The organism is Lysinibacillus sp. NPDC056232 (assembly GCF_042267565.1).
In the GTDB taxonomy this organism is placed as follows: domain Bacteria; phylum Bacillota; class Bacilli; order Bacillales_A; family Planococcaceae; genus Lysinibacillus.
Window position 1 is genome coordinate 23,507 of record NZ_JBHJTF010000023.1, and the last position, 25,188, is coordinate 48,694.

The 25,188-nt window shown below is 39.2% G+C and carries 23 protein-coding genes, 1 riboswitch and 1 other annotated feature; of the genes, 20 read left to right on the top strand and 3 right to left on the bottom strand.

The features are described 5' to 3' along the window. Positions 1–42: 42 nt before the first annotated feature. Positions 43–2,010 (top strand): methyl-accepting chemotaxis protein, encoded by a 1,968-nt coding sequence (locus ACFCYJ_RS16670; RefSeq protein ID WP_376075138.1) that lies wholly within the window; start codon positions 43–45, stop codon positions 2,008–2,010. A 130-nt stretch (positions 2,011–2,140) separates the two neighbouring features. Here the strand turns inward: ACFCYJ_RS16670 and rnhC are convergent, their stop codons facing one another. Further along, the gene (gene rnhC / locus ACFCYJ_RS16675) at positions 2,141–3,067 is read right to left on the bottom strand and encodes a ribonuclease HIII (RefSeq protein ID WP_376075139.1); all 927 of its coding nucleotides are present in this window, start codon (positions 3,065–3,067) and stop codon (positions 2,141–2,143) included. Between the two features lie 132 nt (positions 3,068–3,199). On the opposite strand from rnhC, the gene zapA reads away from it, so the two are divergent. The 16 genes from zapA (at position 3,200) to ACFCYJ_RS16755 (ending at position 21,464) form a co-directional block, all read left to right on the top strand. Continuing rightward, a complete protein-coding gene (gene zapA, locus ACFCYJ_RS16680) occupies positions 3,200–3,460 on the top strand; it encodes a cell division protein ZapA (protein ID WP_376075141.1) in 261 nt (86 codons plus the stop codon). A gap of 5 nt (positions 3,461–3,465) precedes the next feature. Next, complete coding sequence (locus tag ACFCYJ_RS16685) at positions 3,466–4,005, top strand: CvpA family protein (protein WP_376075142.1); 540 nt, start codon at positions 3,466–3,468, stop codon at positions 4,003–4,005. 59 nt (positions 4,006–4,064) lie between these two features. After that, positions 4,065–5,774, top strand: a complete 1,710-nt coding sequence (polX, locus tag ACFCYJ_RS16690) for a DNA polymerase/3'-5' exonuclease PolX (RefSeq protein WP_376075143.1) — start codon at positions 4,065–4,067, stop codon at positions 5,772–5,774. An 18-nt stretch (positions 5,775–5,792) separates the two neighbouring features. Further along, positions 5,793–8,159, top strand: coding sequence for an endonuclease MutS2 (locus tag ACFCYJ_RS16695; RefSeq protein WP_376075145.1), 2,367 nt, complete (start codon positions 5,793–5,795; stop codon positions 8,157–8,159). Between the two features lie 21 nt (positions 8,160–8,180). Continuing rightward, positions 8,181–8,594, top strand: a complete 414-nt coding sequence (locus ACFCYJ_RS16700; protein WP_053996402.1) for a DUF350 domain-containing protein — start codon at positions 8,181–8,183, stop codon at positions 8,592–8,594. A gap of 387 nt (positions 8,595–8,981) precedes the next feature. Beyond that, positions 8,982–9,203: a hypothetical protein gene (locus ACFCYJ_RS16705; protein ID WP_376075146.1), complete on the top strand. Its 222-nt coding sequence runs from the start codon at positions 8,982–8,984 to the stop codon at positions 9,201–9,203. Then, the gene (locus ACFCYJ_RS16710; protein WP_376075147.1) at positions 9,140–9,427 is read left to right on the top strand and encodes a hypothetical protein; all 288 of its coding nucleotides are present in this window, start codon (positions 9,140–9,142) and stop codon (positions 9,425–9,427) included. The genes ACFCYJ_RS16705 and ACFCYJ_RS16710 overlap by 64 nt, the downstream gene beginning before the upstream one ends. Before the next feature lie 813 nt (positions 9,428–10,240). Then, positions 10,241–11,932, top strand: a complete 1,692-nt coding sequence (locus ACFCYJ_RS16715; protein WP_376075149.1) for an AMP-binding protein — start codon at positions 10,241–10,243, stop codon at positions 11,930–11,932. Between the two features lie 193 nt (positions 11,933–12,125). After that, entirely contained in the window at positions 12,126–12,707 is a 582-nt protein-coding gene (locus ACFCYJ_RS16720) for a fatty acid metabolism transcriptional regulator FadR (RefSeq protein WP_049667778.1), read from the top strand. A gap of 14 nt (positions 12,708–12,721) precedes the next feature. Further along, complete coding sequence (locus ACFCYJ_RS16725; protein ID WP_376075150.1) at positions 12,722–13,495, top strand: enoyl-CoA hydratase; 774 nt, start codon at positions 12,722–12,724, stop codon at positions 13,493–13,495. Positions 13,496–13,612: 117 nt separating this feature from the next. Next, on the top strand, positions 13,613–14,386 hold the full coding sequence (locus ACFCYJ_RS16730; RefSeq protein WP_376075151.1) for an electron transfer flavoprotein subunit beta/FixA family protein: 774 nt from the start codon (positions 13,613–13,615) through the stop codon (positions 14,384–14,386). 51 nt (positions 14,387–14,437) lie between these two features. Then, positions 14,438–15,415, top strand: coding sequence for an electron transfer flavoprotein subunit alpha/FixB family protein (locus ACFCYJ_RS16735; RefSeq protein ID WP_376075153.1), 978 nt, complete (start codon positions 14,438–14,440; stop codon positions 15,413–15,415). A 144-nt stretch (positions 15,416–15,559) separates the two neighbouring features. After that, positions 15,560–15,794, top strand: a binding site (T-box leader). Between the two features lie 187 nt (positions 15,795–15,981). Further along, a complete protein-coding gene (locus ACFCYJ_RS16740) occupies positions 15,982–17,340 on the top strand; it encodes an amino acid permease (protein WP_376075155.1) in 1,359 nt (452 codons plus the stop codon). A 124-nt stretch (positions 17,341–17,464) separates the two neighbouring features. Next, on the top strand, positions 17,465–17,776 hold the full coding sequence (gene trxA, locus ACFCYJ_RS16745) for a thioredoxin (RefSeq protein ID WP_004226420.1): 312 nt from the start codon (positions 17,465–17,467) through the stop codon (positions 17,774–17,776). 131 nt (positions 17,777–17,907) lie between these two features. Next, positions 17,908–19,698 (top strand): excinuclease ABC subunit UvrC, encoded by a 1,791-nt coding sequence (gene uvrC / locus ACFCYJ_RS16750; RefSeq protein ID WP_376075156.1) that lies wholly within the window; start codon positions 17,908–17,910, stop codon positions 19,696–19,698. Between the two features lie 125 nt (positions 19,699–19,823). Continuing rightward, positions 19,824–20,002, top strand: a riboswitch (Lysine riboswitch). 235 nt (positions 20,003–20,237) lie between these two features. Beyond that, complete coding sequence (locus tag ACFCYJ_RS16755; RefSeq protein WP_376075158.1) at positions 20,238–21,464, top strand: aspartate kinase; 1,227 nt, start codon at positions 20,238–20,240, stop codon at positions 21,462–21,464. Positions 21,465–21,546: 82 nt separating this feature from the next. Here ACFCYJ_RS16755 and ACFCYJ_RS16760 read toward each other — a convergent pair whose 3' ends face one another. Further along, positions 21,547–21,717: a hypothetical protein gene (locus ACFCYJ_RS16760; RefSeq protein ID WP_376075160.1), complete on the bottom strand. Its 171-nt coding sequence runs from the start codon at positions 21,715–21,717 to the stop codon at positions 21,547–21,549. Positions 21,718–21,876: 159 nt separating this feature from the next. On the opposite strand from ACFCYJ_RS16760, the gene ACFCYJ_RS16765 reads away from it, so the two are divergent. Together ACFCYJ_RS16765 and ACFCYJ_RS16770 are read left to right on the top strand one after the other, a co-directional pair. Beyond that, a complete protein-coding gene (locus ACFCYJ_RS16765) occupies positions 21,877–23,136 on the top strand; it encodes a methyl-accepting chemotaxis protein (protein WP_376075161.1) in 1,260 nt (419 codons plus the stop codon). Between the two features lie 200 nt (positions 23,137–23,336). After that, positions 23,337–23,645, top strand: coding sequence for a hypothetical protein (locus ACFCYJ_RS16770; protein WP_376075162.1), 309 nt, complete (start codon positions 23,337–23,339; stop codon positions 23,643–23,645). Between the two features lie 163 nt (positions 23,646–23,808). Here the strand turns inward: ACFCYJ_RS16770 and ACFCYJ_RS16775 are convergent, their stop codons facing one another. Next, entirely contained in the window at positions 23,809–24,243 is a 435-nt protein-coding gene (locus ACFCYJ_RS16775; protein ID WP_376075164.1) for a YslB family protein, read from the bottom strand. Between the two features lie 272 nt (positions 24,244–24,515). Between ACFCYJ_RS16775 and ACFCYJ_RS16780 the strand changes: the two genes are divergently transcribed. Then, positions 24,516–25,124: a succinate dehydrogenase cytochrome b558 subunit gene (locus tag ACFCYJ_RS16780; RefSeq protein WP_376075165.1), complete on the top strand. Its 609-nt coding sequence runs from the start codon at positions 24,516–24,518 to the stop codon at positions 25,122–25,124. Positions 25,125–25,188: the final 64 nt, after the last annotated feature.

Sequence of the window (25,188 nt, forward strand, 5' to 3'; positions counted from 1 at the left end):
TAAGTTTTGGATAGAAAAATTTACTATGGGGTGGTAGTTATTATGAAAAATCATCGAAAAAGAAGAGGCTTTTCCGTGCGAGCCCGATTAATATGGGCGTTTACTTTGACACTTTTAATCCCCAGCATTGCTATTGGTACGTTTTCATATTTGAAGGCTTCTGATCAATATTATAAGGAATTAAGTAAAAGCTCACGCGAAAATGTCGATTTATTAAATACACTAATTTCAAATGAGATATCACCTATTCAAAGTGATGTGGAGTATTTAGCTGCTTCTTTTAATAAGAATGTGCAAGATGCAGATGCTTTAAAGGAATTAGAAAAATATAATGCTTTACATAGCAATGTCTCTGTTGTCAATTTGGCAATTGAGGGGCACAAATTTATGCGTGAACCACAAGCTGAATCCTCAACTGATTATGATCCATTTACGCGACCATGGTACTTAACGGCTATTGAATCACCTGGCAAAAACGTTATGATTGATCCATATAAATCAACGATTACAGGTGAATTAATATTAGCAGTATCAGCTGGTTTACAGGATCGTTCAGGAGTTATTTCTATTGGTCTAAATTTAGACGGAATTTCCGAGCTAGTGAATTCAGTGGAAATAGGTGATAATGGCTATGCTACATTAGTAAATGCCAATAATCTTATTATTGCTGATCCACAGTTAGAGGTAGGATCGGAGCTCAAAAAGTCATATATAGAAAAGATGCAAGGAAAAGAAGATGGTAGTTTTACCATGAAGGAAGATGGAAAAGAGTATCAAGTGTTTTTTACTACCAATAAACTAACAGGTTGGAAAATTGTTGGTACTATGGATTTAGCAGATGTAGCAACTGTCACAAAACCAATTTTAACAAACACTATGACAGTCATTGTTATTGCTCTTATCATATTTGGAATCATTGGTGTCTTCATTATAAGATCAATCATTCACCCATTACAAAAGTTGTCAACAGTAGCTGAGCAGGTAGGAGATGGTGATTTACGTAATTTAATTGAAATTAAAAGACATGATGAGATAGGTAAATTGGCGGATATATTCAATAAAATGATTCTATCTTTACGTGGAGTAGTTGGTAACATTGGTGAGGAATCAAATCAGTTAGCTGCATCATCGGAGGAACTTACAGCCAGTACATCAGAAAATAAACGAGCTACATCACAAATTGTTGATTCCATTCAAACATTTGCTGAAACGGTTGATTTGCAAGCCGAAACAATTAATGATAGCACTAACGCTGTACTTGAAATGTCTTCATCCATTCAGCAAATTGCAGTAAAGTCCGATACCGTTAATGAGATGTCGAATAAAGCAATGGAAGCTGTTGTGATAGGAGACAAAACTATTCAAACAGCAATTGGCCAAATGAAAATGATTCAAAGTACTGTCCAAGCACTTGAAAACACCGTACAAACACTAAGTGAACGTTCTAATGAAATCGGACGTATTGTAGAGGCAATTACGCAAATTGCTGATCAAACAAATCTTTTAGCTTTAAATGCTGCAATTGAAGCTGCTCGTGCAGGTGAGCATGGAAAAGGTTTTGCAGTTGTTGCTGATGAGGTGCGAAAACTTGCTGAGCAATCCGCACAATCAACAATGCAAATAAAAGATATCATTGATTATATTCAAGCTGATACAAAACTAGCGGTTGAATCGATGGCTGCTGGTTCAGCTGAGGTCGTAAAGGGAATTGATGTAACAAATATGGCAGGAAAGTCGTTCAAAGAAATTAGTGATAATGTACAAAGCGTAACCTATGAAATAGGACAAATTTCAGAGACAGCAAAAGTTATTTCTGAACACTCCAATCAAGTGGCAATGGGAATTGAAAGTGTGCTTCATCGAACAAATGAAAATACAGCAAGTGCACAAAATATTTCAGCCGCAACAGAGGAACAGCTTGCTTCTATGGAAGAAATCGCTGCATCGGCTGAAGCCCTTGCTAAAATGTCTGAAAATCTACAACAAACCATTAGACAGTTTAAATATTAAGCTAAACAAAAATCTGGTTATAATAAGTTTTTGATATAAAGAATTTCGCTAACTACAGTAGAGAGCAAGTTGTATAACTTGTAATATGCTGGAGTATAGCGAAATTTTTTTATTGTCTAGAAGACCAATTTTATTTCATCTTTTTAGCTTTCTCAGTATTCGCAAAATGCCATTTCGTAATGGAACGTAAAAATTCCTCGCCTTGTTTTCGCCAAATGCGAGCTGCTAAGGCATCTACTTTCGCTGAAGCCCCTTTCAACAACTCTATACCGGCAATCTCACTCAGTCGGTCCATTTCTTTTAAAAATGCAGCACGAGCTAATATCGATGCAGTTGCTACGGAAACATGTAATTGCTCGGCCTTCGTAGAAAACAGTACATCCTCTCGTACAATATCTCGTTCATTTTTCAAGTAATTGTAATACACGCCACGTTCCGCAAACTGATCAATCAGTATATGCTCTGGTTTTTCGGGTGCCATTTTTGATAGAGCATTTTTAAGTGCCTTATTGTGCATCATGGCTTTCATTTTACCTTGAGAGTAGCCTCGTGCTTGTAATTCGTTATATTTTTCGTTGCGTAGTACAAGCACACTATGGACGCAAGCTGCACGTAAATCAGGCGCTATTTTTCGCATGTAATCATCCGTTAGCATTTTGGAGTCTTTGACACCAAGTTCGTTTATAAGCGCAATTTTTGAGGAAGGAACATATACGGCCGCAACTGTAATTGGACCGAAATAATCACCAGTACCCGTTTCATCTGAGCCTAGTACCGACATCGCAGCAAAACCTTCTGGCAGCGCGTCGCCCTTTGCTCCAATCGATGATGTTTTCTGTGTGTTTGTTACTTCTATGTCTCCCCAGCGTGCAGCTTCTCGCTCAGCTCCTCCCCCTTGGAACATTAATTTTCCTGATTTGTACATCGTAATTGCTGTATCTTGGAGCTTTGCAGCAAAGATTACTCCTGGTGCTTTACGTTCTACAAAATGGTTTGCGTAGTAGGACATCACCTCTTTTTGTATATTTGTTGATATTAAAAGTACAATATTTGACATTTACTCGTTCCTTTCTGTCCTCGTTGTTCACAATTTTATACCTTTCATGGTATGATAATAAATAGCTTTTTTGTGTAAGCTGCTCACAATCGGAAAAATCGTGAGCACAAAATTATAAAGGAGGGTGCGACTATGGAAAATCAAGAAAAGAAAAAAATTTCTGTGGAAATATACGGTCATACATATAAAATGGTCGGCTCTGAATCCATTGGACATATGCGACTTGTCGCTTCTATTGTTGATGACCGTATGCGCGAAATGAATGTACATAATCCCTCTCTTGATAGCACAAAGCTTGCCGTTCTTACAGCAGTAAATACCGTTCACGATTATTTACTATTAAAAGAACGAATGGAGCAACTAGAAGAAGAATTGAAAAAATTAAAGGGTTGAAGTGAATGTTAGATCTAATCATATTAGCGGTACTATTAGCCGGGCTCGTCGTTGGAGCAAAACGTGGTTTCATTGTACAGATGATGCATATCGTTAGCTTTATAGTTGCCCTAATTGTTGCGTATATCTATTATAAACCATTAGCACAAAAAATGGTGTTTTGGGTCCCGTATCCAGGGGTAACGGATTCAGGTAGTCTTGGAGTAGTCATTGATAGCTTGGATTTAGACCGTACTTTTTACCGTGTCATTGCCTTTGCTGTAATATTTTTCGCGGTGAAAATTACCATGCAAATTGTGGCATCGATTTTTGATTTTATAGCGTATTTACCTGTGTTAGGTACAGTGAATCGTTGGCTTGGAGCATTGTTTGGCATGATTGAAAACTATTTAATTATGTTTATTTTGCTGTACATTCTTGCTTTATTGCCAGTTGATTCTATTCAAAGTTTAATGTCGAAGTCGTTGTTAAGTGGTCTTATTTTGGAGCATACCCCAATTATTACAAGTATGTTCCAAAACTGGTGGTATATTTATATGCAATAGCAAACTGTGCACTTCTCTCGGTTTTGAGGGAAGTGTTTTTACGATAGGAGGAATTCCCAATGAACAAAAAAACAATTATTCGCACATTCGAAAAGATTGCATTGTATATGGAATTACAAGGGGAAAATCCATTCAAAGTGTCTGCCTTTCGAAAAGCTGCTGCTGCACTTGAGGCGGACGAGCGCTCATTAAGTGAGATGGAGGATGTCACAAAGCTTAAAGGTATAGGTAAAGGTACAGCTGCTGTTATTGAGGATTTGATGACAAATGGTGAATCAAGCTTATTAAAAGAATTAGAAGACATTGTACCAAAAGGATTACTCCCATTATTAAAACTTCCGGGCTTAGGCGGTAAAAAAATCGCGAAGCTTCATCATGAGTTAGGAATTGATTCTGCCGAAAGTTTAAAGGCAGCTTGTGAGGCATGTAAAGTTCGGGAGCTAGCAGGTTTTGCAGCAAAAACTGAAGAAAAAATTTTAAAAGAACTTGCAAATTTATCAAATCGTTCAGAACGTTTACCGATTTGGCAGCTAGAGCCTGTTGTTTTACAAATTGAAGCGCTTCTAGGTAGTATGGAAGAAGTTGAGCGTGTTTCTGCTGCTGGAAGCTTCCGCCGTGCAGCAGAAACAAGTAAAGATATTGATTTTATTGTTGTAACGGAAGTAGTTGAGGCTGTACGTGAAAAGCTTCTGAATGCGCTTTCTATACAAGAAGTAGTAGCAGCTGGTGATACAAAGATTTCAGTTATTTTAGATTTAGAAGAGCCTGTAAGTGTAGATTTTCGATTAGTGAGGGATGCTGAATATGCAACGGCCTTACATCATTTCACCGGCTCGAAAGATCACAATGTCCGCATGCGCCAGTTTGCAAAAGCCCGAGGTGAAAAGATTAGTGAATACGGTGTGGAACAAGCTGATGGCACCGTTTTAACGTTTAAGGATGAAGAGGAATTTTTTGCCCATTTTGATTTACCGTTCATACCGCCTAGCTTGCGTACAGGAACAACGGAATTTGACAAAACGGATGACATTAAAAGTCTTGTAAGATTAGAAGATATTAAAGCAGACTTGCATATGCATACGACATGGTCTGATGGTGCATACTCTGTAGCTGAAATGGGCGAGGCATTAATAGCGCGTGATTATCAATATAGCGTTATTACTGACCATTCACAATTTTTAAAAGTAGCAAATGGTTTAACGCCAGAACGTTTAATAAAGCAACGTGCTGAAATTGAGGCATTTAATGAGGCACATCCAGATTTCCATTTATATGCGGGGACAGAAATGGACATTTTGCCAGATGGTTCACTTGATTTTGAAGATGATGTGCTGAGAGAGTTAGATTTTGTCATTGCCTCTATTCATTCTAGCTTTACACAATCGCAGGACAAAATTATGGCGCGTTTACTTACGGCGATGCAAAATCCATACGTTCATATGATTGCACATCCAACTGGCCGCATTATTGAGGATCGTAATGGCTATAATCCTGATATGGGACAATTAATCGCTTGGGCGAAAGAGTATGGTAAAATTTTAGAGTTAAATGCGAATCCATATCGTCTAGATTTATGTGTTGAGCATTTAGAAATGGCTTTAACAGCAGGCGTGCCTGTAGCAATCAATACGGATGCCCATGATATTGCTCATTTACGCTTTATGGATATAGGGGTGCGCTATGCGAACAGAGCATGGTTGAAAAAGGATATGATTGTGAATACATGGACGCGAGAACAATTTGAAGCGTTTATTCGACGAAATAAATAGGTTGAGGAGGTGTTCTCAGTGATTGCAGAACGCGCATTGAAAACACTAGAATATGATAAAGTACGTCAGCAAGTGGCTACATACTGTACTTCTTCAATCGGTAAATCTGCCGTTGATGAGCTTGTACCACAGACAGACTATGAAAAGGTTGTACAATTATTAGAAGAAATGGATGAAGGACTATCCATTTTACGTGTTAAAGGCAATGTACCAATGGGTGGGATTTTTGATGTACGACCAGCTGCAAGGCGTGCACAGATCGGTGGCATGCTTTCAGCGATGGAACTAATGGAAGTCTCAAGTACGATTCGAGCTAGTAGAATTCTTCGCAATTTTATTGAAGATATAGAATCGGAAGAAGTGATTGAGATTCCTCATTTCATCGCCAAAAAGGAGGCAATGCCTGTTTTGACAGGCTTGCAGCATGAAATTAATAACTGTATTGATGACAACGGCTCAGTGCTAGACTCTGCAAGCCAAACTTTGCGATCCATTCGCCAATCTTTCCGCGCTGAGGAAGCTAAAGTACGTTCTAAACTGGAAAGCCTTATACGTGGGAGCAATGCTTCAAAAATGCTCTCGGATACACTCGTAACGATTCGTAATGATCGCTTCGTTATCCCTGTTAAGCAAGAGTACCGTCATCATTATGGTGGAATTGTGCATGATCAATCATCTTCTGGTCAAACATTATTTATCGAGCCAGATTCGATTGTACAAGCGAATAATGAAATTCATCGATTAAAAATGAAAGAGCAAGCTGAAATTGAACGGATCTTACTTGCATTAAGTGCAATGGTAGAGGAAGTAGCTCCAGATCTATTTAACTTAGTAAAAGTACTAGGTGAGATTGACATCATTTTAGCTAAAGGTAAGTACGGTCAAGCGAACAAATGTACAATGCCTAAAATGAACAATGATGGCAACATTCGACTTGTGCGTGCACGTCATCCACTTTTACCAATTGAAACGGCGGTTGCTAACGATATTGAATTTGGAAAAGATATTACGGCAATTGTGATTACAGGACCAAACACTGGTGGTAAAACCGTCACTTTAAAAACAGTTGGATTGTGTACATTAATGGCACAGGCTGGATTACCAGTGCCTGCACTTGATGGTTCAGAGCTTGCCGTTTTCAAGCAGCTTTTTGCGGATATTGGAGATGAACAGTCCATTGAGCAGTCACTGTCAACATTCTCCTCTCATATGGTCAACATAGTAGATATCTTACAAAAGTTTGATGACGAATCACTCGTACTATTTGATGAATTAGGTGCCGGTACAGATCCTCAGGAGGGGGCAGCTCTCGCCATCTCCATTTTAGATGAAGTACATGGTCGTGGTGCCCGCGTTATGGCAACGACGCACTATCCTGAGCTAAAAGCATACGGCTATAATCGTCCAGGAGTTGCTAATGCGAGTGTGGAATTTGATATTGAGACATTGAGTCCAACATATCGTCTGCTTATCGGAGTACCAGGTCGCTCCAATGCATTTGAAATTTCAAGTCGCCTAGGCTTACCTGAGTCGATTATTGACCGTGCGAAAAGCTTTACAGGTACAGATCGCCATGAGGTAGAGTCAATGATTGCTTCACTTGAAGAGACTCGTCGCCAATCCGAAGATGATGCAGAACGCTCTCATGAATTAATGATAGAGTCTGAAGCCCTACGAAAAGAGCTACAAGAAAAACTACAAGCTTACGATGACCGCAAAGAGGCACTCGATAAAAAAGCGAAAGAAAAAGCTCGTAAAATTGTTGATGAAGCAAAAAGAGAAGCAGAATCAATTATTGCGGAGCTTCGAGAAATGCGCAAAAACGCAGACCAAGTTGTCAAGGAGCATGAGCTTATCGAAGCTCGTAAACGACTGGAAGAAGCTACACCGCTTGAAAACAATAAAGTGCTAAAAAAAGCGGCACAAGTAAAGGCCCGTGCACAAAACTTAGTTGTCGGAGACGAGGTAAAGGTGTTAAGCTATGGTCAACGAGGAACATTGCTCGAAAAAGTATCGAATTCCGAATGGGTTGTCCAAATGGGTATTTTGAAAATGAAAATCTCGGATAGTGATCTAGAGTACATTAAGCCAGAAAAAGAACCTGTGCAACGTATTGCTGGTGTGAAAAATCGCAGCAGCCATGTGAAATTAGAATTAGATTTACGCGGCGAACGATATGAAGATGCCATTATACGTACAGAAAAATATATTGATGATGCATTGCTTGCTAACTATGGGCGCGTATCAATTATTCATGGTGTCGGTACAGGTGCATTACGTCAAGGAATTCAAAACTATTTGAAAAAGCATAAGCGTGTAAAATCCTTCCGTTTTGGTGAAGCAGGCGAGGGGGGCTTAGGCGTCACGGTTGTGGAATTGAAATAAGCTGTAAAGGGGACGGAGAAAATGCTGAATTCTAGCTTTTGGCGATATCCAATTATCGAAACGGCAGGATATTTTAGTGTTGTTGTATTGTGTTTAGTCGTCTCGATGGCATTGTTCGAAGTCGTTACGAAATATAAAAATTGGGAAGAAATAAAAAATGGTAATGTCGCTGTGGCACTCGCAACAGGTGGGAAAATACTGGGGATCTGTAATATTTTTCGCTTTTCAATTGCGCGCCATAGTACCTTAAGTGAAATGATTGGCTGGGGCCTTTTTGGTTTTACATTACTAATTGTGGCGTATTTCTTATTTGAATTTATGACACCACGTTTTAATGTCGATCAGGAAATCGCAAATGATAATCGCTCAGTCGGCTTCATATCCTTCACTATTTCAGTCGGTCTATCGTTTGTTATTGGGGCAAGTATTGCATAGGAGTGTAATGACATGGAAAAATTAGCGAAAATACTAATCATTGTCTGCATCGCATTTTTGGCAGTCGGTGTCTATTATATGATGACCGTTTAAGCAAAAAGCGCATCCTTTTATGAGGATGCGTTTTTTTATGGGTAAAGAGAAGAACTGCTTGGGAAGCTAGCGACGGAAAGAAGAGTCAGGGCGACGGAAAGAAGAGCCGAAGCGACGGAAAGAAGGCAGGGCGACGGAAAGAATAGCCGAAGTGACGGAAAGAAGGCAGGGCGACGGATAGGAAAGCTCAAGCGACGGAAAGAATAGTCGAAGCGACGGAAAGAAGAGCCGAAGTGACGGAAAGAAGCCGGGGCGACGGATAGGAAAGCTCAAGCGACGGAAAGAATAGTCGAAGTGACGGAAAGAAGAGCCGAAGCGACGGAAAGAAGGCAGGGCGACGGATATGAAAGCTCAAGCGACGGAAAGAATAGTCGAAGCGACGGAAAGAATAGTCGAAGCGACGGAAAGAATAGTCGAAGTGACGGAAAGAAGAGCCGAAGCGACGGAAAGAAGTGTCGAAGCGACGGAAAGAAAGCAGGGCGACGGATAGGAAAGCTCAAGCGACGGAAAGAATAGTCGAAGTGACGGAAAGAAGTGTCGAACGACGGAAAGAAGGCAGGGCGACGGATAGGAAAGCTCAAGCGACGGAAAGAATAGTCGAAGTGACGGAAAGAAAAGTCAGAGCGATGGAAAGAATAGCCAGAGCGACGGAAAGAAGGCAGAGCGACGGAAAGAATAGCCGAAGTGACGGAAAGAAGGCAGGGCGACGGATAGGAAAGCTAAAGCGACGGAAAGAATAGTCAGAGCGACGGAAAGAAGAGTCAGAGCGACGGAAAGAATAGCCGAAGTGACGGAAAGAAGCCGGGGCGACGGATAGGAAAGCTCAAGCGACGGAAAGAATAGTCGAAGTGACGGAAAGAAGAGCCGAAGCGACGGAAAGAAGGCAGGGCGACGGATAGGAAAGCTCAAGCGACGGAAAGAAGAGCCAGAGCGACGGAAAGAAGGCAGAGCGACGGAAAGAAGGCAGAGCGACGGATAGGAGAGCTAAAGCGACGGAAAGAATAGTCGAAGTGACGGAAAGAAAAGCCAGAGCGATGGAAAGAATAGTCGAAGCGACGGAAAGAAGGCAGGGCGACGGATAGGAAAGCTCAAGCGATGGAAAGAAGAGCCGAAGCGACGGAAAAGAGTGAAGAACTGCTCACGCCCGAAGAGAAATCGCTAAGGTTAAGTGTGTAATCACTCCAATAGATAAAAAACTTCAATACTCTCGAAAAAAATCATAAGTTACATCCCCCTCACATCAACCCCCTCATAAAATACTACTAAAACCTATTAATATTCCTTCATCTATCTAAAAAGTTATCATTAAAAAATTATTTTTGGAATATAGAAATACTAACTCAGTCTTGTGCATGAAAAAAGAAAGAATGAATGAGTATTCACACGGCCTACTGATCCAAAATCCTAAGAAATACAGTTATATAAATGTTGTGAAATGCATAATAATTAATCGTAAATACATTTATTTTCTATTTTATGTTTGAAAGACTATTTCTTTTTCATTATAATTAAAGTAAGAGTTTACAAAGTTTGGGGCAAAGGGGAGAGGACGTATGACAACAAAACCATGGCTAAAAAATTATCCTGAAGAAATACCATCGTCTTTAACGTTTGAGGAAATTCCTGTGCAAGAGTTTTTGACACGCGCCTATAAAAAGAATCCATCCAAAGTTGCGATTCACTTTATGGGAAAGGATTTGACGTACACCGAGTTATATGAGTCAGCGCTAAGGTTCGCAAACTATTTACAAGCCCTTGGGGTGGAAAAGGGAGATCGAGTAGCGATTATGCTGCCAAACTCACCACAAAGTGTAATCGCTTACTACGGGGCAATGTATGCTGGAGCGATTGTCGTACAAACAAATCCACTTTATACTGAGCGTGAACTTCAATATCAAATGGCTGATTCAGGTGCGAAAGTTATTTTATTGATGGATATTTTGTATCCACGTGTTATGAAAATCATAAAAGAAACTGCACTTGAAAATGTAATTGTCACAGCTATTAAAGATTATTTACCGTTTCCTAAAAATTTAGTTTATCCCTATATTCAAAAAAAACAGTACGGTTTTAGCGTAAAGGTTGAACATAGTGGTCAAAATCATTTATTTACAGAAATTATGCGCTCTGCGCCCATCAAAATGATTGATATTCCATTTGATTTTGAAGAGGACGTAGCACTGCTTCAATATACAGGTGGAACGACTGGCTTCCCTAAGGGTGTGATGCTGACCCATAAAAATTTAATTGCTAATACAACAATGTGTGATGCATGGATGTATAAATGTGTACATGGTGAAGAAACCATTATGGGCATACTGCCATTCTTCCATGTTTATGGTATGACTGCTGTTATTTTATTATCTGTATTCACGCAAAATAAGATGGTGTTATTACCAAAGTTTGATGCAGAGACAGCCTTGAAAACGATTGATAAACAAAAACCAACACTATTCCCGGGTGCACCGACTTTATATATTGGTTTATTAAATCACCCGGATATTGCAAAGTACGACTTATCGTCCGTAAAAGCATGCATAAGTGGATCCGCTTCATTGCCAGTTGAGGTGCAGGAGAAATTTGAAGCGGTAACAGGGGGAAAACTTGTAGAAGGATATGGATTAACAGAAACTTCTCCTGTCACACATTCTACACCTATTTGGGGTAAGCGTGTCATGGGCTCGATTGGTTTACCTTGGCCAAATACGGATTCAATAATTTTACGTACAGGGGATACAGAGGCGCTTCCAGTCGGTGAGGTTGGTGAAATAGCTGTAAAGGGTCCACAGGTTATGAAAGGCTATTGGAATCGCCCTGAGGATACAGCTGCAGCGTTTGTAGATGGCTGGTTTTTAACAGGCGATCTGGGCTATATGGACGAGGAGGGCTATTTCTATGTAGTTGATCGTAAAAAAGATATAATTATCGCAGGTGGTTTTAATATTTACCCCCGTGAGGTAGAGGAAGTACTATATGAGCGAGAGGAAATCCAAGAATGTGTAGTTGCGGGCATACCAGACCCGTATCGAGGAGAAACAGTAAAAGCTTATATTGTTTTAAAAGAAGGATATTCGATTACAGAAGACGAATTAAATAAATATTGTCGTCAAAACTTGGCTGCTTTCAAAGTTCCCCGCTATTATGAGTTTAGAGATGAACTACCGAAAACAGCTGTTGGAAAAATTTTGCGTCGCTCGTTAGTGGACGAAGAAAAAACGAAATTGGTGAATAAAGAAGCAAAATAAATACGTGGTAAAGTATTGACAAGCAAAGATGTAAATTATAATATGAAAATATGAATGAATGACCATTCATATTTTCATATTTTTTTAGGTTTCCACGTCACATTTCCTTAAAATATATCAGTTTTAGATTGCTGATCATTGAGGGATGACATCATGTTGGTGTGTGCAAGTTTTTTTAGGTGGTGATATAAAGGTGAAACGTGATAAGCCAAAATATAAGCAAATTATTGATGCAGCTGTCATCGTTATTGCAGAAAATGGGTATCACCAAGCACAGGTATCGAAGATTGCTAAACAGGCAGGGGTGGCCGATGGAACAATCTATTTATATTTTAAAAATAAAGAAGATATATTAATTTCTGTCTTTAATGAAAAAATGGCTGTTTTTGTAGAGTCATTACAAGATATAATAGAAAATGGAAGTACGTCTAAGGACAAACTTTCACGAATGATAGAAAATCATTTTAATGTTCTAGCGACAGATCGATACCTAGCAACCGTCACACAATTGGAACTACGACAATCGAATAAAGATTTACGACTAAAGATCAATTCGGTGTTAAGAGAGTATTTACAATTACTGGATCAAATTTTAATCGAAGGTATGCTATCAGGTGAGTTCAATCAAACGATGGATGTACGCTTGGCGCGTCAAATGGTGTTTGGAACCATTGACGAAACCATTACGTCGTGGGTTATGAATGAATATCGATATGATTTGATAGAACAGGTTCCAAAAGTTCAGGCATTAATCCTGAACGGTATTAAAGCTTAAAAGGATGTGGAGAAATGGAATTTCTAAGTTGGAAAGCAGAGGATGGAGTAGCGATTATTACAATTGCACGCCCACCAGCAAACGCATTATCTCGCGGAATCATCGCCGAAGTAAATTCTGTGCTAGATGAAGTAGAACATGATGACGCTGTACGTGTCCTTGTACTTCATGGCGAAGGTCGTTTCTTCTCAGCGGGTGCAGACATTAAAGAGTTTACAGAGGTTGATTCTGGTGATGAATTTTCAAAGCTAGCGAACAATGGCCAACAAGTTTTTGAGCGAGTTGAATCGTTCTCTAAACCTATTATTGCTGCAATTCATGGTGCTGCACTAGGCGGGGGCCTTGAACTAGCGATGAGTTGTCATCTGCGCTTTGTGACAGAATCTGCGAAATTAGGGCTACCTGAATTACAATTAGGTCTGATTCCAGGTTTTGGGGGTACACAACGTCTACCACGATATGTAGGAGTTGCAAAAGCTGCAGAAATGATGTTTACAAGTGAGCCGATTTCCGGTACAGAAGCTGTACAATGGGGTTTAGCAAATCGTGCATTTACAGATGAAGCATTACTAGAAGAAACGCTAAAGGTAGCGAAGAAAATTGCGAAGAAGAGCCCAGTTGCTTTAAAAGCAGCTATTCAAACATTGCAATATGCAAAGCATGCTTCATTCTATGAAGGGATTGAGGCGGAAGCGAAATCCTTTGGTACAGTATTCGTTTCGGAAGATGCAAAAGAGGGAATTCAAGCATTTATTGAAAAGCGCGAGCCTGTGTTTACTGGTAAATAATATTCCATCAGTGTCGATAGCGACTTGAAAGAGTGTTATCGACGTTATCGACACTGAAAATATATAATATTTATAAGTTTACTTAGAATTAAAAAACGTTTCAGGGGGTATGAATATATGAATATTTTTGCATTAATTAAACGTACGTTTGATACAGAAGAAAAAATCGTTGTGTCGGGTGGTAAAATCCAAGAGGATGGTGCAGAGTTCATCATCAATCCTTACGATGAATATGCCATTGAAGAGGCCATCCAAGTACGAGACGCTGCTGGTGGTAAAGTAACAGTTGTTTCAATTGGTGGCGAAGATACAGAGAAGCAATTACGCACAGCTCTTGCAATGGGAGCTGATGAAGCGGTTTTAATTAATACAGAAGACGATTTAGATGAACTGGATCAAAATGCAGCAGCATATATTTTGGCTGAGTATTTAAAAGATAAAGACGCTGATTTAATTTTATCAGGGAACGTTGCAATTGACGGAGGCTCTGGTCAAGTAGGACCTCGTGTTGCAGATTTACTAGGCATTAACTATGTAACAACAATTACAAAGCTTGAAATTGATGGAACATCTGCGAAAATTGTACGTGATATTGAAGGTGACTCCGAAGTTATCGAGACATCATTACCACTTTTAGTAACAGCTCAGCAAGGTTTAAACGAGCCGCGTTACCCATCATTACCAGGAATCATGAAAGCGAAGAAGAAACCGCTTGCAGAACTTGAGTTAGATGATTTAGATATCGATGAAGATGATGTAGAGGTTAAGGTAGAAACGGTTGATATTTTCTTGCCAGCTCAAAAGGCAGCAGGTCGTGTTCTTGAGGGCGAACTTTCTGCTCAAGTAAAAGAGCTAGTAAACTTACTTCATACAGAGGCAAAAGTAGTTTAGGTCATCTGATGACACAAATCGAATCTTAAAGGGTAACGGAGGGAATATACTATGTCAAAAAAAGTATTAGTATTAGGTGAAGTTCGTGAAGGAAGCTTACGTAATGTTTCTTTCGAAGCAATTGCGGCTGCAAAGCAAATCGCAGATGGCGGTGAGGTTGTTGGTGTTCTTTTAGGAGATGCAGTGGCAAACTTAACAGGTCCATTATTTGAATATGGTGCTGATCGTGTTGTAACGGTAGAGCACCCACATTTAAAACAATATACATCTGATGGCTATGGTCAAGCTTTATTAGCTGTAATTGAGGAAGAAAAGCCAACAGGTATCGTTTTTGGTCATACTGCAAACGGTAAAGATTTATCACCTAAAATTGCAAGTAAATTACAAGCAGGTCTTGTATCTGATGTAACGTCTATTGAAGGTGCTGGTGATGATGCTGTATTCATCCGCCCAATTTACTCTGGTAAAGCTTTTGAAAAAGTGAAAGTAAAAGACGGCTTAGTTTTAGCTTCAGTTCGTCCAAATAATATTGCGCCATTAGAAAAAGTAGCAGGCAAATCAGGTGACATCACTTCTCTTACTGTAGATATTACAAACCTTCGTACAATCATTAAAGAGGTTGTTCGAAAATCTTCAGAGGGTGTCGATCTTTCAGAGGCAAAAGTAGTTGTAGCAGGTGGTCGTGGCGTAAAGTCGGAGGATGGCTTTGAACCATTGAAAGAGCTAGCGGATTTACTTGGTGGTGCAGTTGGTGCTTCACGTGGTGCATGTGATGCTGAATATTGTGACTACTCACTTCAAATTGGTCAAACAGGTAAGGTAGTAACACCAGACCTTTACATCGCAGCGGGTATTTCTGGAGCAATTCAGCACTTAGCGGGTATGTCAAACTCAAAAGTAATCGTAGCGATTAATAAGGATCCAGAGGCAAATATTTTCAAAGTTGCGGACTACGGTATCGTAGGTGATTTATTTGAAGTAGTGCCTCTTCTAATCGAAGAATTTAAAGCGTTAAAAGTGAATGCCTAATTAATTGATATTTAAAGTCAGGGAGGATTTATCTTCCCTGCTTTTTTTGTTGAATTTTTTGATTTTTAAAAGTTATTGCAAAATAAAATGTTGACATAATTAATTTTAGAACGTATAGTGATGAATATTAATTTAAATCAATTTGTAAACGCAAAGATTAGGAGTAGTAAAAGCTCATTATTTGGTGAAGAGAGCTGCGGGTTGGTGCAACGCAGTCCAATAAGACTTTGAACTTGCCTAGGAGCGGTAAAGATAAATGGAATTTGCAGAATATTCTATTTGTTGGACGGTTAACCTTCGTTATTAGGTTTTTAAGCAGGGTTCTTAAAGAACCAATTAGAGTGGTACCGCGGTTTGCTTATGGCATATCGTCTCTTCTTTCATTTGATAATGAAGGAACAGACGATATGCCTTTTTTGCGTCTAGGCTAAAGCGCTACATCCTCGAGGTCGCTTCGATCCCTCGGGCAAAAGTGGAGGAGCACTTACTTTTGCTTCGGGCTCTCCAGCGCTTGTCGGATGTAAACGAGCACTTTAGCGCATTTGTTGATTTTAGGAGGTAAAGAAATGGAAAATGACAATCAGAAATTACAGAGAACGATGACCTCACGGCATATTACGATGATGGCTTTAGGTGGTGCCATTGGTGCAGGGTTGTTTAAGGGAAGTAGTACAGCCATTGATATGGCAGGGCCATCAGTACTTATTGCGTACTTAATTGGTGGGATTATTCTGCTATTTGTTATGCAAGGTTTAGCAGAAATGGCAGTCCGCAATAGCGAAGCGAGAACATTTAGAGATTTAGTGCAAGCCGTTTTAGGAAAGTATCCAGCTTATTTCCTAGATTGGATTTATTGGAAAATGTGGGTGTTAAATATTGCGGCGGAATCTATAGTTGCGGCAATTTTTATTCAGTATTGGTTGCCAGATTATCCAATTTGGATACTTGCATTATCTGTTTCGGTGTTAGTTACAGCCATTAACTTGTTATCGGTGAAAGTTTTTGCTGAAACTGAATATTGGCTGGCGTTAATTAAAATTACCGTTATTGTGGTGTTCATTATAGCGGGATTAATTTTATTGCTTGTTACTTTTGGTAATCATACAGCTGTTGGTTTTTCAAATTTAACGGAGCATGGTGGTTTCTTCCCGAACGGATCAATGGGGTTGATTGCTGCAATGCTTGTAGTTATTTATTCTTATGGTGGTACTGAAATTATTGGTATTACATTAGCTGAAACGAAAAATCCAGAGAAAGTAGTGCCAAAAGCTGTTCGCAGTACATTAGTACGTATCGTGACTTTTTATTTAATTCCTTTCTTTATTATCGTTAGTTTGATTCCTTGGAATGAAGTAAATGGGGTGCCAGAAAGTCCGTTTGTAATGGTTTTTAAAATGATTGGGATTCCTGGTGCTGACCATATTATGAACGCTGTTGTTTTACTTGCCATTATTTCATCAATGAACTCGGGACTTTATGGTTCATCACGTGTTCTCTATACACAAGCTGTGGACGGGCGTGTTCCTAAAATCTTTGCCCATTTATCAAAAAGAAAAGTTCCTGTATATGCCATATTAATGTGTACGTTCGCTTTATATATAGCTGTAATATTTTCTTTATTTGCGGGAAGCAAAACTTTTGATTTCCTAATGGGTTCACTTGGATATACCGTGTTATTTATTTGGCTAATTATTGCGATTGCGCATTTGAAATCGCGTAAAAAACAGCCGGAAAAAACAAGTACCTATGCAGTAAAATGGTTCCCGTATACAACTTGGATAGCTATTATTGCGTTAAGTGCAATCCTAATTGGTATTATTTTTACAACATCTATTATCGTAACAGGTATTACATTAGCTATTTATCTCTTTATTACGTTAACGTATGTCTTTAAAGGTCGTTTTCAAGAAAATGAGGCTAAATAACAAATCAACTTAATGCCATTTTCGACCTTGTTTTTCATAAATTATGCATACTAGGCAGATTGTTCGCTCAAGAGAATTTATCCATGCTATACTACAAACATAGTAAGTTTAAGGAGGATTTCAAATGGCAATTGTACATGCAACAGATGCAACTTTCCAAGACGATATTAAAGAAGGTTTAGTACTAGTAGACTTTTGGGCTGCTTGGTGCGGACCATGTAAAATGATTGGACCAGTTCTTGAAGAAATGGATGCTGCAGGTAGTGCGGCTAAAATTGTAAAAGTAGATGTAGATAACAACCAAGGTACTGCAGCGCAATACCAAATTATGTCTATCCCATCATTACTATTATTCAAAGACGGTGAATTAGTAGATAAAACTGTTGGTTTCCAACCAAAAGAAGCGTTAGAAGCATTTATCGCAAAACATGCTTAATTTGTAAGAAAAAAAGAGTCGAGCCATCAATAGATGTGCTTGGCTTTTTTTCGTTATATAATAAAGAGATAAGTATCATAATGCATGTAAAGAACGAATGTTAGTTTGAACAAAAAGGGGGCAGGTAGGCGATGAATGATTTAATTAAACGAAAGCTTGAAATTTTACCAGATCAGCCTGGCTGCTATTTGATGAAAGATCGACAAGGAACGATTATTTATGTCGGGAAAGCAAAAGTGCTGAAAAATCGAGTACGCTCGTATTTTACTGGTACGCATGAAGGGAAAACACAAAGACTTGTAAGCGAAATAGAAGATTTTGAGTACATTGTGACATCCTCCAATATTGAAGCTTTAATTTTAGAGCTTAATCTTATAAAACTTCATGATCCGAAGTACAATATTATGCTGACGGATGATAAAACGTATCCGTATTTAAAAATTACAAATGAAAAACACCCACGCCTTATTACAACACGAAAAGTGAAAAAGGATAAGGCAAAATATTTTGGTCCATATCCGAATGCGTATGCAGCAAGTGAGACGAAAAAGCTGCTAGATCGTTTATATCCTCTGCGAAAATGTGTACAACTCCCTAGCAAGGTTTGTTTGTATTATCACATGGGGCAATGTCTAGCCCCTTGTGTGAAGGATATTGATGCTGAAGTTTACCACGATATGATTGAGGATATGACAAAATTTTTAAATGGTGGGGTTGAGGAAGTCAAAAAGGAGCTAGAGGTAAAAATGCTAGCGGCCGCAGAAAATTTAGAGTTTGAGCGTGCAAAGGAATTTCGTGATCAAATTGCACATATCGATACAGTCATGCAAAAGCAAAAAATCGTCTCAAGTGATACAACTAACCGCGATGTATTTGGCTATGCCGTCGAGAAGGGCTGGATGTGTGTTCAAGTTTTCTTTGTCCGTCAAGGAAAGCTTATTGAGCGAGATGTCTCGATTTTCCCAATTTACCAAGAGGCAGAAGAGGAATTTTTAACGTTCGTTGGACGATTTTACGAAAAGCTAGAGCACATTAAGCCTAAGGAGATCTTTATCCCACAATCTATTGATGCAGATATTTTAACGGAATTATTAGAAGTTAAGGTACTTACACCAAAACGTGGGCAAAAAAAAGAGCTAGTTGAATTGGCGACGAAAAATGCTGAAATTGCTGTAGCAGCGAAGTTCCAACTTATTGAACGTCAGGAAGAACGCACTATAGGAGCATGTGAGGCGCTTGGTGAAGCTATGAGCATTTCTACGCCTTTACGGATTGAAGCTTTCGATAATAGTCATATGCATGGGACAGATGCTGTATCTGCAATGGTTGTATTTATCGATGGAAAACCCGCAAAGAAGGAGTATCGAAAGTACAAAACACGTACAGCTGCCAAGCACGATGATTACGGGGCAATGCAGGAAGTAATCCGTCGTCGTTACACACGCGTATTAAAAGAAGGTCTACCTTTACCAGATTTAGTACTAATTGACGGTGGGAAGGGGCAAATGGAAGTTGCAAGAGAAGTATTAGAGGATGAGCTCGGCCTTGTCATTCCAATTGCCGGATTAGCAAAAGATGAAAAGCATAATACGTCACAGCTTCTATTCGGTGATCCACCTGAAGTCATTGCATTAAAGCGCACAAGTGATGGCTTCTATTTACTGCAGCGAATTCAAGACGAAGTACACCGCTTTGCTATTACCTTCTTACGACAGCAGCACGAGAAGCATGCTATACAATCTGTCCTCGATCATATAGAGGGCGTTGGTCCAAAGCGAAAACAGCAATTACTTAAGCATTTTGGCTCTGTCAAAAAAATTCGTGAGGCAAGTGTACAGGCGTTAGAAGAAGCTGGGATGCCTGCTAATTTAGCTAGCAATATTCATGCTTATTTTCAACAAGAGACATTGTCAAAGGATTAGACGTATGCTAAGGTTGTATATAACATTGTTCTTCAATATAGCAATGTTTATGTACGGAGCCTTAGTTTTTTGTAGTTTCTATTTATCCATAAACTATAAGGTTCAATTAAATACATTCACTATTTAGTGATGATAGAGGTGCAAGATTTAGGAGTAGTACATTCGAGGACGAACAAGTCCAGTGAAAATGTATGAAAGGGGATCTTGCCGAAGTGGAGCATCGTTGTTTCCGATGCTGTGCTGGTTTTACATTTAAGAGATGTAAGACTGTCGATTCTAATCGTTTCGGAGAGCTATCACACATGCGCAAGTTACTTTATTGTACATGTTATAGGCAGCTTTCACGTTATGTGGGAGCTGCCTTTTTAGCTTTCTTTCAAGGCAGTTACTACTATGTAAGAGGTGATGCCAACCGTATTAGTTCAAGCCCTATAACTTAATGTCGCTTTGAGTTTGCAGCGTTATCTTTGTAAAGAGCGGCAAAAGTATAGCTACTTTATAATCAGCAAAATGATTAAATACAAAGGAGAATGATAAGGATGGCGAGAATTGTGATGAAATTTGGTGGTGCTACATTAACATCAACAAAGCACATTCAAGATGTTGCGAAAAAGGTGATTGCAGAAAAGGAAAGAGGTACTGAGATTGTCGTTGTCACTGCGGCAATGAGGGGGATGTCTAAAGAATTAGGGAAGATGGCTCGTGATCTATCAGACAATGCGTCTAAGCGTGAACTAGACGCATTGTTGTCAACAAGCTCACAACTATCAAGTGCATTAGTGGCGATTGCTTTGCAGGAAGAAGGATATGAGGCAGTGTCATTAACAGGCTGGCAGGTAGGTATTCAAACCGATGTCATGTATGGCAATGCACGTATTGACGAGATAGACGCTAGTCGAATAGAAGAGCATTTTATGCAGGGGAAGATCGTCGTCGTTGCAGAGGGACAGGGTATCTGTAATTCTCGGAATATTACGACGTTCGGTAAAGGTGGTGCGGAAACGACGGCGATAGCTATTGCTGCAGCATTGGAAGCGGAGCGCGTAGATATTTACACGAATGTAGATGGAGTCTACACAGCTGATCCAAGTCAGATTGCTGGGGCACGAAAGCTAAAAGAAATTTCCTATGATGAAATGCTAGAGCTATCAAACTTAGGATCACAAATTTTACACCCGCGGGCTGTAGAAATAGCAAAGAAGTTTCAAATCCCAGTTACCATTCGGTCGAGCGAAAAAGATACAGTAGGTACTTTATTGAAGGAGGAAGTTGAAATGGAGAAAAATTTAATTGTACGTGGTGTTGCCTATGAGTCAGACGTTATTCGCCTAACGGTGGGTTATGATGCTTATTCTAATGCTTCGTTAGCAGATATGTTCACAATACTTGCAGAAAATCGCATAAACGTCGATATCATCGTACAAGCAATAATTGATGGCTTAAAGCCAACTGTATCGTTTACCATTTTAAAAGAGGAGTTCGCCGATGCATTACGTGTCCTAGAAGATAGCAAATTATCACTAGGGTTTAGTTTTGCTGATTTTGAAATCGGCTTAGCAAAAGTCTCTATTATTGGCTCAGGAATGGCATCTAATCCAGGGGTGGCTGCCCGTATGTTTGATTGTCTACGTCGTGAAGGTATCCCTGTAAAAATGGTCAGTACTTCTGAAATAAAAGTGTCTGTCGTTGTTCCTCAGGACGAAATGATTTATGCAGCAAATGCATTACATGATGAATTTAACTTAGAACAAGCGCTTTACATATAATGTTGAAGAAGATGTGTCAGTAAAAGGCACATCTTTTCATGTTGTTGAAAAACTATTATGTCAATGAAATTAATATGTCATATTAAATAAAGTAGGGTTCTATGGCAAAACGAGGGGTTGATTTCCGTTCCGGCTGGGCTCTTTGCCGCTGACGCTTCGCTTTCGCGCAGAGCAGAGCTTCCTGGGGGCGTCCGATGAGCCACTTCACTCGCTTTGCTCGCTCCAGGGTCTCATCTGTGACGCTGATCCCCAAGGAGTAGCCCAGCCTCCACTCCAATCAACTACTTCACTTAGAATGAATCTTCTGGAATGGGCACATCTTTTTTTGTTCAGATCAATTTAATATTTTATCCAATTATATTGTTATATAATAAAAGTGACATGTTTTACCAAGTGGAAGGTGGGAGTTTGTATGGTATTGTTCGGTTTATTTCAAAAGCCAGTAGATGAAGGTGTTGAGAGAAACAACGATTTAGAAATACAATTATTAAAAAAGCGAATCCTGGAATTAGAACTTGAGCAGGAAAGCATTGATGTGAAAAATGCGATTTTAGACTTTGTCCTAGCGCATATGGAGCTAATTAATTTTCAAACGGCTTTAAAGGTTCAAAATGTTTCAGCGGGTGTAGGGGATATTTCAGCAATGAGTGAAGAAATGTCGTCAAATACTGAAGAGATGCTTGCAGTTGAGCAAAATGTTAATGCAAACATTCAAGAGATAAAACAGCATTCATTACTCCTTGTAGAGGAAATGGAATCATCCATTTCAAAAGGTGAAATGGTTCAGGAGTTGTTGGCTAAAGGAGGTCATTCAACAGAGCAGTTATCTAATGAAATGACTAAAATGGATGATATTGGTAAAAGCGTAACCGGGATTGCTGATCAAACACAACTACTATCCTTAAATGCCTCTATTGAAGCCGCACGTGCTGGCGAGCATGGAAAGGGATTTAATGTTGTCGCGATGGAAGTAGGAAAGTTAGCCAGCAGCTCGAAAGGTTCATTGCAAGAAATGACGAAGATTCGATCAGTCATTGATAAGAAATTACATAATACAATAAACAATATCAAACAAGTTGAACATTATTTAACTGACTTTTTAAGCATCATGAAGAACAATATTGCTAATTTGACTGTCACAAGCAAAAATATTGAAGAAGCAGCACATGGCATTCATCAAATGACAGCTGCATCAGAAGAAAATGTAATAGCTGTAGGTCGTTTAGCGGAAACAACGACTGAATTATCTCATACTAGTGACTTCTCGGAAATAATACAAAATCAAGTATCTGAAATGTTAAAAGCTATTGCACCTACAATCCGTAAGCCCAAAGAGCAAACGGTAGTGAGCCAATTGGCAGCAAGGTTAATGGATCATGCTAGCTTTTTACGAAATGCTATTCAAAAGGCTGGCCATAAAGAAACTATAAAAACGCATCATCAATGTAAGTTTGGGGAATGGTATTATGGCCATTTTGAGGAATTTCGAAATTTACCAGAATATCGACATATAGAACAACCCCATGAATTAGTACATAGGGCCGCACAAAAATTAGTGAATGAACTGTCAATTATAAACTTAGAGGAAATGATTCAACACTCACTAAATATTTTAGAAGCGTTTATTTCGTTAATAGATGTGCTTTTAAAAGAAAGACATGGCCAACTATAAATATAGAAAAGGATTGCCATTCATCAATTTGGAATGACAATCTTTTCATGTTGTTGAAAAAACTATTTTTCAATGAATAAGGTGTCCTATCAAATAAATTCTGGCTCTCAGCAAAGTGAGGGGTTGATTTCCGTTCCAGCTGGGCGCTTTGTCGCTGACGCTTCGCTTTCGCGCAGAGCAGAGCTTCCTGGGGGCGTCCGATGAGCCGCTTCACTCGCGTAGCTCGCTGCAGGGTCTCGGGCCAACACGATGTTGGTCACGAAGGCGTTATCACAGGACGTGATGTTCTTAGCCTTCGTTCCTCTTTTGCTAATCCCCAAGGAGTCGCCCAGCTTCCACTCCAATCAACTATTTCACATAGCATATCAATCCAATTTATAGCGATAAAACAAAACTTCAGTTATGTCGAAAGCGAAGTGTCAGCAAAGGAGTTTGTCTGTGCGACAGCAACAATGGGTGTACAACCGCATCACTGTTATAAGTCTTTTCTGTTTGATTATGGTGAGTAGCAATAGTGTTAGTTTTACGCAACCGTTGATTGGAGTAGACTGGAACAGAAACCACCCTCATCTAAAGAGACACAACATTCACAAAGGTTTCCTTGGCCATTTTGTTTTCCAACACTAAAAAAGGATTGTCATCCATAAATTTAGGGTGACAATCCTTTTTGTTTTATTCTGTTGGAACAGTGTACATGATTCGTTCTTTGACGTCCCATTTTACTGTAAACATAACGTTCTGTTGCTTTTCGCGTTTTTCATCATAGCATTCTGTTAAATAACCTTTTGCTTGCTGGATTTGTTCAGCTATAAATCCTGCTTCAAGTCTAAAGCTACGAAGACCGATTTGTATCAGTTCTGGATCATTTGTCAACTGGAATATACGCCCATCCTTCGTTTCTTTGACAAGCTCTAAATTACCCCAACAGGCATCTGCGAAAAATGCGATAAGTTCTTCTTGACTTTTACATGGGAACTTACGAGCTAGATCTTTTCCTGCCCAGTAAAGTACATCTGCTTCATGTTTACCAAGAATAGAAGATAAAATATAATCGCGAATTATCTCGTAGCCAAATGCTGAGATTGTAGGTGATGAAGTGTTTAACATTTAAATCCTTCTTTCTTAGAATTTTCTTAAAATTTGACACTGATAAAGTAAAGATAGATTTTTCGAGAAAAAACGATGCATCATGTACTAGATTATTTCTTTAATAAGGATTGTGAAAAACTCTTAGTTGCCTTGACGCTCGTAGCTCTTGAGAGTACAATAAACATGTCATAATATTGTACCATGATGAAATACACAGTCAATGAAGTATCAGTTACAAAATGATGACTTCTTTTGTTGTGATATTTTAAGTACTAAGGGGGGTAACAGTCTTGTCGAAAGATCGAGAGTTTTTATGGCGTCGCTTACATTCTCTACTTGGTATCATTCCAGTAGGTCTGTTTTTAACGATGCACCTGTTCATTAACTTTACAGCAACAGGCGGAGCAGAAAGTTACAACGATGCTACCGCAGTAATGGAAAAGATTCCATTCCTTATCCTAGTTGAATGGATTGTCATTTATATTCCATTAATGTTCCACGCATTCTATGGTGTCTACATTGCATTCACTGCTACACCAAATACAGGACGTTTCAGCACATACCGTAACTGGATGTACTCATTACAACGTTTCACTGGTGTATTCTTAGTGATCTTCATTGCATGGCATATTTTCCAAACTCGTGTTCAAAAAGCACTTGGTACAGAAGTTGATTACGACATGATGGCGGATATCGTTTCTAATCCATTCATGCTTGGATTCTACATCGTTGGTATTATATCAGCAACTTTCCACTTATCTAACGGTTTATGGGCATTCCTAGTAAGCTGGGGTATTGTACAATCTCCTCAGTCTCAAAAGATTGCTACTTATGTAACAAACATTATTTTCGTAATTCTAAGTGTAGTTGGTGTGGCTGCTATTTTAGCTTTTGTTTAATTTAATAGAAGCTACTATAGAGTACATGCAATCATTGCAATTTTTTAAGAGGAGTGAGAAATAA